Origin of the sequence: Pseudoclavibacter endophyticus (assembly GCF_008831085.1) — a bacterium.
GTDB classification, from domain to species: domain Bacteria; phylum Actinomycetota; class Actinomycetes; order Actinomycetales; family Microbacteriaceae; genus Pseudoclavibacter; species Pseudoclavibacter endophyticus.
On record NZ_WBJY01000002.1, the window covers coordinates 159,645 to 171,545 of the forward strand.

The 11,901-nt window shown below is 67.0% G+C and carries 9 protein-coding genes and 1 tRNA gene; 3 read left to right on the plus strand and 7 right to left on the minus strand.

Annotation, left to right across the window (positions count from 1 at the left end; translation table 11 throughout):
• Nucleotides 1–34 precede the first annotated feature (34 nt).
• A complete protein-coding gene (locus F8O04_RS10440; RefSeq protein ID WP_158029325.1) occupies nucleotides 35–1,306 on the plus strand; it encodes an ArgE/DapE family deacylase in 1,272 nt (423 codons plus the stop codon).
• A 255-nt stretch (nucleotides 1,307–1,561) separates the two neighbouring features.
• On the opposite strand, the gene F8O04_RS10445 is transcribed toward F8O04_RS10440, so the two are convergent.
• The 3 genes from F8O04_RS10445 to F8O04_RS10455 all read right to left on the minus strand — a co-directional run bounded on the left by F8O04_RS10445 (nucleotide 1,562) and on the right by F8O04_RS10455 (nucleotide 5,208).
• A tRNA-Pro gene (locus F8O04_RS10445) sits at nucleotides 1,562–1,638 on the minus strand.
• A gap of 74 nt (nucleotides 1,639–1,712) precedes the next feature.
• On the minus strand, nucleotides 1,713–2,582 hold the full coding sequence (locus F8O04_RS10450; RefSeq protein ID WP_225735008.1) for a metallophosphoesterase: 870 nt from the start codon (nucleotides 2,580–2,582) through the stop codon (nucleotides 1,713–1,715).
• Between the two features lie 97 nt (nucleotides 2,583–2,679).
• Entirely contained in the window at nucleotides 2,680–5,208 is a 2,529-nt protein-coding gene (locus F8O04_RS10455; RefSeq protein WP_158029327.1) for a transglycosylase domain-containing protein, read from the minus strand.
• Nucleotides 5,209–5,306: 98 nt separating this feature from the next.
• On the opposite strand from F8O04_RS10455, the gene F8O04_RS10460 reads away from it, so the two are divergent.
• Nucleotides 5,307–5,474, plus strand: a complete 168-nt coding sequence (locus F8O04_RS10460) for a DUF4177 domain-containing protein (protein ID WP_158029328.1) — start codon at nucleotides 5,307–5,309, stop codon at nucleotides 5,472–5,474.
• A complete protein-coding gene (locus F8O04_RS10465) occupies nucleotides 5,471–5,932 on the plus strand; it encodes a RidA family protein (RefSeq protein WP_158029329.1) in 462 nt (153 codons plus the stop codon). The genes F8O04_RS10460 and F8O04_RS10465 overlap by 4 nt, the downstream gene beginning before the upstream one ends.
• Nucleotides 5,933–6,095: 163 nt before the next feature.
• On the opposite strand, the gene acs is transcribed toward F8O04_RS10465, so the two are convergent.
• The 4 genes from acs to F8O04_RS10485 form a co-directional block, all read right to left on the minus strand.
• Nucleotides 6,096–8,060 (minus strand): acetate--CoA ligase, encoded by a 1,965-nt coding sequence (gene acs, locus F8O04_RS10470; RefSeq protein WP_158029330.1) that lies wholly within the window; start codon nucleotides 8,058–8,060, stop codon nucleotides 6,096–6,098.
• 455 nt (nucleotides 8,061–8,515) lie between these two features.
• A complete protein-coding gene (locus tag F8O04_RS10475; protein WP_158029331.1) occupies nucleotides 8,516–9,670 on the minus strand; it encodes a type 2 periplasmic-binding domain-containing protein in 1,155 nt (384 codons plus the stop codon).
• 131 nt (nucleotides 9,671–9,801) lie between these two features.
• A complete protein-coding gene (locus F8O04_RS10480) occupies nucleotides 9,802–11,283 on the minus strand; it encodes a TRAP transporter large permease (RefSeq protein ID WP_158029332.1) in 1,482 nt (493 codons plus the stop codon).
• On the minus strand, nucleotides 11,280–11,891 hold the full coding sequence (locus tag F8O04_RS10485; protein WP_158029333.1) for a TRAP transporter small permease: 612 nt from the start codon (nucleotides 11,889–11,891) through the stop codon (nucleotides 11,280–11,282). The genes F8O04_RS10480 and F8O04_RS10485 overlap by 4 nt, the downstream gene beginning before the upstream one ends.
• Between the last annotated feature and the right edge of the window lie 10 nt (nucleotides 11,892–11,901).

Here is an 11,901-nt window from a genome sequence, read left to right on the forward strand (position 1 = left end):
TTTCGACCCTTCACCCTCGATAAGGACGCAACACGTGATCAACAACGAACTCTCTGGTCGCATCCTCGCCGCCGTCGACACGCAGTTCGATGAGCAGCTGAACGCGACTGCCGAGCTGGTCGCCTGCCCCTCGCTTCGGGCCGGCGAAGAAGCGGCCCAAGACCTCATCGAACAGCGCCTCCGCGCCCTCGACCTCGAAGTCGACCGCTGGACCCTCGCGTCGCCAGATCTCGAGAAGCATCCCGGTTACGGCCCGCCGACCGTCGATTACAACGTCATGACGAATGTTGTCGGCACGTACCGGCCTGCCCAGGAACGCGGAAATTCGCTCATCCTCAACGGTCACATCGACGTGGTGCCGGAAGGCCCCCGGGCGCAGTGGTCGCGATCGCCGTGGGATGCGGAGGTGCGCGATGGCTGGATGTACGGCCGCGGGGCCGGCGACATGAAGGCCGGGCTTATCGCGAACCTCTTCGCCTTCGACGCGATCAGCAAGGCCGGCCTCGAGCTGACCGGCCGGGTGCACCTCCAGTCGGTTGTCGAGGAGGAGTGCACGGGGAACGGTTCGCTGGCCGCGCTGCTGCGCGGCTACGTAGCCGACGCCGTGATCATCCCGGAGCCCGAGGACGACGCGCTGGTGCGTGCCAACGTCGGCGTGCTGTGGTTCACGGCGCGCGTCACCGGAAACCCGACGCATCCGCGCGAAATGGCCAACGGGTTCAACGCGATCGACGCTGCCTATGACGTTGTTGCCGCTCTGCGTGAGCTCGAGGAATCCTGGAACCGCGACAAGGGGAACCACCGGTACTTCGAAGACCTCGAACATCCCATCAACTTCAATATCGGTTGCATCCAGGGCGGCGACTGGCCTTCGAGCGTTCCCGCCTGGTGCGAGGTCCGCGTGCGCGTCGCGACATACCCGGGTACGACGGCTGATGAGGCGTGGGGCGAGATCGTTCGCCGCGTCGAGCAGGCATCCCAGGGTGCACCGTTCGATGTGGAGCTCACGCCCGACGGCTTCTACGCCGATGGCTACGTGCTCGAGCCCGGGAGCGACGCGGAGGCGCTGCTGGAGCAGACGCACGAGGCCACGTTCGCGTCACCGCTGACGTCTTTCACGACTCCCGGCTATCTCGATGGGCGCGTTTTCGTGAACTACGGCAATATCCCGACGCTGGTCTACGGGCCGGTTTCGGAGAACATCCACGCCTTCGATGAGCGGGTGAGCGTCGAGTCCATCAGGAAGTGCACCAAGTCGATTGCGCTGTTCCTTGCGTCGTGGTGTGGCGTGTCCGAGCGGCGCTAGCGGCGGAATCCGGAGGAGCTGAGTCGCAACGGCCGCATCACGAAGAGCCCGACCCCACGCTTTGTGGGTTCGGGCCCTTGCCGTGTCGTGAAGCATCGCAGTGTCGGGTGACAGGATTTGAACCCGGATCGCGCCAGCGGTTCGCCCTCCGGGCTACCTCGTTGTGGCCTCGTAGATTGGTCGGGGTGACAGGATTTGAACCCGAATCGCGCCAGCGGTTCGCCCTCCGGGCTACCTCGTTGTGGCCTCGTAGATTGGTCGGGGTGACAGGATTTGAACCTGCGACCTCGTCGTCCCGAACGACGCGCGCTACCAAGCTGCGCCACACCCCGATGCCCACGCTGACGCGCGAACTCGACAACCTTACCCGACCCCGAGCATCCGGCCAAACGCGCCGCGTGCCGTGTCAGGCGCTTCGCGCGGTGAGCGTCACGAGGGTCGCTTCGGGCGGGCAGGCGAAGCGGACGGGCGAGTAGATCGACGTACCGAGGCCCGCCGAGACGTGGAGGGCGGTCTCGCGCCCGCCCGCTCGCCATGCGGTGAGGCCGCGCGCCTGCTCGCGCGGCACGTCGCAGTTGGTGACGAGCGCTCCGTATCCGGGAAGGCACACCTGCCCGCCGTGGGTGTGGCCAGCGAAGATGGCGGCGGCGCCCCGGCGCGTGAACTCGTCGAGGATGCGCCGGTACGGAGCGTGCGCCAGCGCAAGCACTGGCAATTCGTTGCCTGACGCGTCGGCGGCAGGGAGCGACCCGAGGGCGGCGATTGCGGCATCCGGCCGGTCGTAGCCGATATGCGGGTCGTTAACGCCGACGGCGCGGAACTGCCGCCCGCCGGCCGAGACGAGGGTGGCGGCGTTGTTGAGCGAGGCCCAGCCGAGTTCGTCGAGCAGGGCGTCAAGACCGTCGACGTCGAGCCGGGGCGCCTTTGTCCCGCCGGGCGTGCGAGCGAAGAAGTACGTGAAGGGGTTCTTGAGCGTGGGCCCGAAGTAGTCATTCGAGCCGTACACGAAGACCCCGGGCACGCCCCGGAACGGGGCGAGCAGCTCTCGCAGCTGCGGCAGCACGTCGGGATGCCCGAGGTTGTCGCCCGTGTTGACGACGAGGTCGGGCCCGAGGTCGGCGAGCGAGCGCACGAAGTCGTGCTTCATCGTCTGCCACGGGGCCAGGTGCAGGTCGCTCAGGTGCAGTACGCGCACGTCAGCGCTGCCTGGCGGAAGCACGGGGGCTGCGACCCGTCGCAGCCGAAACCGCACGCGCTCGACCGCCCACGCGTACATGCCCGTTGCCAGGCCCGAGGTGACCGCCGCTGAAACGCCGAGGCCGGCCGCGCGAGCTGCGCGCCGGCCCCGGGACTGTTCCGGTGCGTTGCGGATGCTACGGACCCGACGAGACATAGATCATCACGTCGGCATTCGCCGCGACCGGGGTGTCGGCAGCCGGGTCGGACCTGACCACCTGCCCCTGTGGCACGTCCGCGCTCGATTCGGTGAGCTTGAAGATCGTGCCGGTGAAGCCCGCGTCGGCCAACGCCTGAGCGGCCTCGGCATCGGTCATGCCCCGCAGGTTCGGCACGGTGATGGTGCCGGCTTCCGCCGCACCGTTCGAGGGGCTGACGGTCACCGTGGTTCCCGTGTCGACCTGCGTGTTTGCCGATGGGATCGTCGACGCGACGGTACCCGCCGGCATCTCAGATGCGACGGCGTCGCCGATGGCTACCTGGAAGCCGAGCTCCTCGAGCACCTGCTTCGCCTCGGCCGTAGTGCGGCCCGACAGGTCGGGGATCGTCGCCTTGTCGGGGCGGGTCGACTCGTCGTTCGCGGGCGGGAACTGCCCGCCGCCGTAGCGATTCATGGCGTCGGCCATGATCTCGTTGAAGATCACGTGCCTGGTCTGGGAGGCCTGTGCGCGCGGCAGCCCGACGTTATACAACGAGGTCTGTCCCGTCGCGTTGCCCACCCACACTGCCATGCCGACCTCGGTCGTCCCGCCGACGACCCAGGTGTGGACGGCATCGTCATTCGTCCCCGTCTTCCCGGTCATGGGCGCGATGCCGGGGTTCGACGGCGCCGCCGTGCCGCCGTTCGCGGTCGCGACAAGCGCCGTGTTGACTGCGGCCGCGACATCTGGCGTTACCGCCTGCCTGCAATCCGAGGCCGGCGGCGTCAATTCGCTGCCGTCGCGCAGCTCGATGCGGTCGATGGCGATCGGTGAGCAACTCATTCCGTTGTTCGCGAGGCCAGAGATCGCGGTCGCCATGCTCAGGGGCGCGATCTCGTTGATGCCGAGCACCGCCGAGGGGTACGAGACGTTCATGCCGCCGTCGGCACGATGCGCGCCAAGCGCGATCGCCGTGTCGCGGATGCGGCACTGATCGAGCTGCTCGGCCATGGCCATGTAGCCGGTGTTGAGCGAGGCGGTCGTGGCCTGCAATACGGAGACGTTGCCGACGCGCGCGCCGCCGTCGTTCGTGAACTCGAAGCTGCCGCCGTACGGAGCGTCCGGACTGCACGAGTCCTGGAAGTTCGCGAGGTTGAACGGCCGTGTCTGCGCATTCACGGTCGCGCCGATCGAGCGGCCAGAGGCCACCCACTCGGCGAGCGTGAAGATCTTGTAGGCCGAACCCGTTTGGAACCCGGTCGAGCCGCCGTAGTTGTAGTCGGTATTGAAATTGACCGACGTGTGGCCGGGTCTCTCGGCCGCCTCGGGCGTCTCGTCGAACTCGGTGTTCTGCACCATGGCCAGGATGCGGCCGGTGCCGTTCTCGACCATCGACGCCCCTGACCCGATTGACATGCCCTCGACGTGGGCGGGCACGGCCGACTCCATCGTGGCCTCAGCGGTCTGCTGCAGGTCGAGGTCGAGGCTCGTGTAGATCTGATAGCCCTTGGTCTGGAAGTTGAAGAGCCGCTCCTCGTACGTCGCGCCGAACGTCGTGTCGTTGAGGATGACGTTGCGCACGTAATCGCAGAAGTACTTCGCGTTGCCGCCCGCGTACTGGCAGCCGTGCGTCGGTTGGGTGATGTTCGGCTCGACCGGCGACGCGACCGCCTCGTCATGCTCGGCCTGGGTGATCTTGCCCTCGTCGAGCATGCGGCTCAAGATGTAGTCGCGCCGTTCCTTGTTCGGCTCGATGTTTTCCGGCACATCGAGTCGGTAGGCGTTCGGCTCCTGCACCATGGCGATGAGGCTCGCGGCCTCGGGCAGGGTCACATCGGCTGCCGACTTCGAGAAGTAGTAGTTGGCCGCCGACTCGACGCCGTAGACGGTGCCACCGAAGAGCGCGATGTTGAGGTAGCCCTGCAGGATCTCGTCCTTCGAGAACTGCTTGTCGACGCCGATGGCGAGCCGCATCTCCTGCAGCTTGCGGCCGATCGACACCTCGATGGCCTCGTTGTAGGCCGCGTCGCGCGCCGCCGGGTCCATGATCGACTCGGCCGTCGCGATGCGCATGTTGCGCACGTACTGCATCGTGATGGTGGAAGCGCCCGCGTCCCCCGTATTCATCAGCACCTCGAGCGCGGCGCGGGCCGCCGAGATGACGTCGACGCCGCCGTGCTCGTAGTAGCGCGGGTCCTCCGTCGCGATCGCGGCGTCCTGGAGGTCCTCGGACATACTGTCGAGCGGCACCTCTTCGCGGTTCTGTGCGTAGAACTCGGCGAACTGCACGGGCTCGCCGTTCGACATCGCGTACAGCTCGGTCTTCTGCTGTAGGGGTGTGATCTCGAGGTAGTCGGGCAGGCTCTCGAACAGCGTGATCGTGCTGTTCGCGGCGATGCCGACGACAGCGATGAGCGGCGTCACCATGGCGGCGACGAGCACGCCCGCGATACCGCTCATCCCGAGGATTCCCAGCAGGCTCGAGACGATGGAGCCTCCGGAAGCCGTCGAATTCGATGCAGACATAGACTCAAGGGTAAGTCACCGAGGAACTGGCTCGTCGCAATCCATGACGAACGCCGATCTCGCAAAACAACGGCGGGTCGCCCGCCCAGGAGGACCACGTGCAACAGTGGGAGTACTTCATCACGCCCCTTCCCCTTCACACTCCGGCTGCCATCCTCAACAACCTGGGGAAGCAAGGCTGGGAGCTCGTGCAGGTGATCATGAACGCCGACGGCGGCTCGGTCGCCTACCTCAAGCGGCCGCTCGGCAGCGAGGCCGGCTCATGAGCAAGGTCGAAGAGCGCCTCGGGGCGATGGGGCTCGGGCTGCCGCCGGTTGCCGCGCCCGTCGCCGACTACATTCCGGCGCTCGACATCGAGGGCTTCGTGTACACCTCGGGCCAGCTGCCGTTCGTCGAGGGGGCGCTCCCCGAGACCGGCAAGGTCGGCGCGGAGGTGTTGGCCGACGAAGCGACCGCGCTCGCGCAGGTCGCCGTGCTCAACGCGCTCGCCGCGGTCAAGAGCATCATCGGCAACCTCGACCGCGTCACGCGCGTCGTGAAGGTCACCGTCTTCGTCGCCTCCACCCCTGACTTCACCGGCCAGTCCGGCGTCGCGAACGGGGCGAGCGAGCTGCTCGGCACCGCCTTCGGTGAAGCCGGGCAGCACGTGCGAAGCGCCGTCGGCGTTGCCGTGCTCCCGCTCGACTCGCCGGTCGAGCTTGAGCTCGTCGTCGCGTACGAGTAGCGCCGACGCCGGCGGCTGCTGATCCTTCCCGTTGGGAGATCGCACGGCGAAGCCGCAATACGGCCCGGATGTTTCATCGACCACCGAACCGGCCGGCCTGCAGCGCAACGGGGAAGCACGATGCCCGGGTCGCAACGCGACCCGGGCATCGCCGACTGCGGCGCTACTCGTCGTCCGCCCCCGAGGTCATCCCGGCCTGGATCGTCGCCATGACCGACGCATCGGTGAGCGTCGCGGTGTCGCCGATCTGCTTGCCGTCGGCCGCGTCGCGCAGCAGGCGCCGCATGATCTTGCCCGAGCGCGTCTTGGGCAGCTCGTCGACCAGGTACACCTCGCGGGGTCGCGCGAATGCGCCGATGTCGTCCGCGACGTGCCTGCGGAGCACCTGCGGCGTGTCGACCGCGGCCGCTTCCTCCGACTTCGAGCGCTTGAGGACGACGAACGCCACGACGGCCTGCCCCGTGGTCTCGTCCTTCGCGCCCACGACCGCGGCCTCCGCGACGAACTCGTGGTCGACGAGCGACGACTCGATCTCGGTGGTCGAGAGGCGGTGGCCGGAGACGTTCATGACGTCGTCGACGCGGCCCAGCAGCCACAGCTCGCCGTCGCGGTCGACGCCCGCGCCGTCGCCGGCGAAGTAGACGCCGGGGAACCGCGACCAGTACGTGTCGGCGAAACGCTCCGGGTCGCCGTAGATGCCGCGCGCCATCGAAGGCCACGGCTCGCAGATGGTCAGCAGGCCCATCTGGCCGGGGTCGACGCGGTTCCCGTCGTCGTCGACGACCTCGACGACGATGCCGGGGATCGGCCGTTGCGCGGCGCCGGGCTTGAGCGCGACCTGACTGGGGATCGGCGCGATCATGTGCGCGCCCGTCTCCGTCTGCCACCAGGTGTCGACGATCGGCGTGCGCCCGCCGCCGATGACCTCGCGGTACCAGAGCCACGCCTCGGGGTTGATCGGCTCGCCGACCGAACCCAGCACGCGCAGCGACGACAGGTCGTACTTCGCCGGGATCTGTCGGCCCGCCTTCATGTAGCTGCGAATCGCGGTCGGCGCGGTGTAGAAGATCGTGACCTTGTAATCCTGGATGATCTTGAACCAGCGCCCGAGATCCGGCGTGTCGGGCGTTCCCTCGTACATCACCTGCGTGGCGCCGTTCGCGAGCGGGCCGTAGACGAGGTAGCTGTGGCCGGTCACCCACCCGACATCGGCCGAGCACCAGAACACGTCCTCCTCGGGCCGCAGGTCGAACGCGACCCGGTGCGTGTACGCGGTCTGTGTGAGGTACCCGCCCGAAGTGTGGAGCAGGCCCTTCGGCTTCCCCGTGGTGCCAGAGGTGTACAGGATGAACAGCGGATGCTCGGACGGGAACGGCTTGGCCACGTGCTCGTCGCTCACCTGCGCGATCTCGTCGTGCCACCACAGGTCGCGGCCCTTCTGGAGGGCGACCTCGTTGTCAGCGCGCTTGACGACGAGCACGTGCTTGACCGAGGCGGCGCCCTTCGATAAGGCCTCGTCGACGGTGTTCTTGAGCGCCAGCACCTTGCCCTTGCGGATCGAGCCGTCCGAGGTGATGACGAGCTTCGCGCTCGCGTCTTCGACCCGCTGGCGGATCGAATCCGCCGAGAAACCCCCGAAGATGACCGAGTGCACCGCACCGATCCGGGCGCACGCCAGCATGGCGATGACCGTCTCTGGGATCATCGGCAGGTAGATCGCGACGACGTCGCCCGCCGTCACGCCGAGGCTCTCGAGCATGTTGGCCGCGCGCTTCACCTCGCCGAGCAGGTCGGCGTACGTGATCGTGCGGGTGTCGCCGGGCTCGCCCTCCCAGTGGATCGCGATGCGGTCGCCGTTGCCTGCCGCGACGTGCCGGTCGACGCAGTTGTACGCCACGTTGAGCTCGCCGTCACCGAACCAGCGCGCGATCGGGGCCCCCGACCAGTCGAGGGTCTCGGTGAACGGCGTGTGCCAGTGCAACTCGCGGGCCTGATCGGCCCAGAACCCCAACCGGTCGGCCTCGGCCCGCTCATACAGGTCGGCGGGAACGGGGGAGGCGGCGACGAACTCGGCCGAGGGCGGGAACGTCTCGACGTCTTCGAGGAGGTGGTCGATCTTGTCCGGCATGCGGACCCCTTTCGCATCGTTGCGATCCCCGGGGCCGGTTGCCCCACTGCGGCGACATTCTAGCGAGCGAGAGGTTGCGCCAAGGTTGCGTCTGACGCGTCGTTCGGCCGCTCAGCGCGCCGGCCGCGGCGCGCTGCGGAGCCTTCTCGACGACACGCCGCACCGCCCGGCCCGGACTGGCATCATGTACCCGGATCGCCTACCCTTGCTCTCGACAGCCCGCTCTCTGCTGAGTCTGTCGTGGCCCGCCGATCCTCCCCTTGCGATCGAGCGTGGCGGAGGCACCCGCGCATCCCCCTGCCGGGTGCCTCCTTTCTTTTCGCTCGGTGCCTGGCGGGGCCTACCGAGGCCTACCGGCTCCTATCGCTTCACGACCGCACCCGCCCGTGCCAACAGCACAGGAGCGGAGCCCGTGCGGGCCCCGCTCCTGTGCTGTGCTGTGCTGTGCGCGAGTCTCAGCTCCGCGCTTCTTCGAACCCGCTCTCGGCGCACTCGATCACGGCGTCGACGTAGTCGGGGTGCTCCCCTTCATACTTCTCAACGGCCGCTCGGTAGTCGGTCAAGACGCCATCGGCATTCTCCAGGCCGTGGTCACCGGCGAGGCTGACCCAGTTCTCATCGTTCGTCTCACCGACCATGTCGTACCACTCCTGCGTCGCGTCTTCGGACCAGGTGGTCAACGACTCGACGTTCGCCATCTCTGCGAGCGCGGTGCACTGCTCGAAGGACGCGTCGTAGAGGAGGTCCGCGCCGACGCCGCCGTTGATCTCTTCCTCGATCTCCGTCAAGGTCTGCTTGATGTCATCGGGGAATTCGTTCCAGGTGTCGAGATCCCAGAACATCGAGAACTCCGAGTAATTGCCGAGGCCGGGGTCGGACCAGTACGGCAGCAGCTCGCCGATCTTGAACACCACCGGGAAGTCCATTGCGCCGGCGACCGAGGTCGCCAAGCCCGTCTGCACCGCCTGGTAGGCCTCCTGTGCACCGACATTGACGATCGACGCACCGACCGCCTCGAGGTCCTGAGTGACGAGTACCCCGGAGGCGCGCACGGCCTCGCCGTTCAGGTCGGCCACCGATTCCGCCGGTTGACTCGTGCCGATCACGACACGTCCCACCGGCAAGGTGCTCACGTGGTGGAGCCCCTGTTCTTCGAGGTAGGCGAGCGCATCCGGGTTGTTCTTGTTGACGTCGTACACCGCGGCCGACGCGGCGGCGAGGTTGTCCGAGCCAAAGACGATCTCCGGCATCGACAGGCTTGCGAACGATGACGGCTGATAGTTGGGAACCTGGGTCAGGAACTGCGCACGCCCATCGAACAGGCATTCACCGGCATCGAGGATGCCGCAGATCTCGTTCGGCTCCGTGCGGGTGAAGGTGATGCGGCCGTCGGTGCGCTCCTCGACCTGATCGAGGTACCAGTCGTGCCAAGGGCGCATGACGGAGGTCGGTGCTGCCACCGACACCTCCGTGATGTTCCAGGTCTGTTCGTCACCCTCGCCACCGCCGCCGCTGTCGACGACACCGCCGGTGCATCCGGCCAGCGCGACGATCGCGCCGACAGCCAGGGCTCCCGTGAAAGCCTGCCGTCTCTTCCTTGTAGAAAACACCGCTGTTCTCCAATCACTCGTAATCGGGTGGACCGTTCGTACAGGCCACGTGGTGCTGCGCCGCCGGAGCGGCCCATGCCCGCGCTCCCGGCGTGCGCCGGACGTCAACAAATCGCATCCTCATCGCCATGTCATCCTGCGTTCACCGACACGAGCGACGGCAGGAAGAGCGAGATGGCGGGGATGAAGAACAACAGCAACAGCACGCAGACATCGACGATGAACAGCGGGAGCACGCCCTTGAAGACGGTCTCGCTGCGGATCCTCGTCACGCCGGCCACCACGAAGGCGTTGATGCCCACCGGCGGCGTGACCATCCCGACTTCAATGAGCTTGACGACGAGGATGCCGAGCCACACGGTCACCATCGACTCCTGCCCTGGCAGCAGATCACCCGCGAACTCGAGGGCGATTGGCCAGAGGATCGGCACGGTGATCACCAGGATCGACAGCGACTCGAGGAACATCCCCAGCGGGATGATGCACAGCAGTAGCAGCCCCATGGCCACCAACGGCGGGATGTTCCAGCTCAGCACGGCATCTCGAACCAGCTGCGGAACCCTCGCTGCGACGAAGAACTGCGAGAGGATGACGGAGCCAAACACGATGAAGAACACCATCGATGTGGTCGCACCGGTGTCCAGCAGCGCCTCGCGCACCTGGCGGAACAGGCCCTTCAGACCGAGCTTGCGCCGCTCCCACAGCAGGATGAGGACCGCTGCGACCGCGCCGATCGCGGCGGACTCCGTCGCGGTGAAGACACCGGAATACATGCCGCCAAGAACGATGCCGAACAGGATCACGATGTAGAGCAGACCTCGCCAGGGCAGCTCTCGCCAACTGGAGGCGACGTTCACCGTGGTCAAGACGCCCGGCTTCGACGGGTCGTCCCCGACCACGGTCGCCGATTCACGCCGTGCCGCGCCCGCCGCCCGCTTCGACTTCAACTCGGTGCTCGCCGAGACCAGGCCTGCTTCGATGTCATCCTTGTCGGTGGAACGGCCGATCTTCCGCTGCCCGAGCACCATGATGTAGCCCACATAGCCGGCGGCCGACAGCAGACCGGGCAGGACACCGGCGGCGAGGATCTGCGCGACCGAGGTCTCCGTCATGATCGCGTACAGCACGAGGAAGGTGCTCGGCGGGATCATGACGCCGAGCGTTCCGGAGACCGCCACCAGCGCAGACGCGAAGCTGGCGGGGTAGCCGTGCTTGCGCATCTCGCCGACGGAGAGCTTCGACATCGTCGCCGCCGTGCCGATGCTCGACCCGGACACCGCCGCGAACCCGGCGCACGCCATCACGGTCGCGACGCCGAGCCCTCCTGGCACCTTCCGCGTGACGTAGGCGGCGATCTGGAAGACGTACTCCGCCACCCGCGCCCTGACGGCGAACAGGCCCATCAGGATGAACATCGGGATGATCGTGAAGGTGAAATTGAACGCGTTCGCGAAGGTCGGGCCGACGATCGAGGCCGTCGCATAGTTCGTGCCCTGGAGGAGGATGAGGCCGACGGACCCCGATATCCCGAGCGCGAGCGCGATCGGGAACCGCACGGCGAGCAGGGCGAACAGCAGGACGATCGTCAGGAGGATGACAATTTCAACGGTCACGGCCGGACCTCTTTCTCGTCTCCTGCTGCCCCTGAATCGGGGGGTATCTCCTCGTATGCCTGTCCTTGTTCCTCGGGCGGGGCATCCTCATAGGGCCGTCGGCCGACGAGCGAACGGATCAGGTTCGTGATCGCCACGAGGGTGAACACCGTGAGGCCGACGGCCATGACCCATCGCCATGGCCAGAGGTACCAGACGAGCGTGATGTTGGGGCCGGCTTCGCCGTCCTCGGTCGACTCCAGGGCGCGCATGTACGCCGCGGCCGTGAGCCAGAACATGAAGAGGGTACTCAACGACCAGACGATGACATCGATCACCCGGTTCGCCTTCTGCGGCAGGCGTGAAGTGACCAATCGCACCGAGACGTGCTCGCCGCGGACCGCGGCCCAGGCGAGCGCGCAGAAGATCGACACGACCAGACACGATTGGGACAGCTCGGTGAGCCCGGGGAGTGAAAAGCCCGTTACCCATCGCACCACGACCTGGGTCGCGATCGCGACCATGGTCACGACGACCGCGATCGCCGAGATGATGCCGAAGACCGCGGCGATCCAGACCACCACGTTCTCGAACGGGAGCGCATCTTTGCGCAATCCGGGAGCAGTCATTCGCCATCCT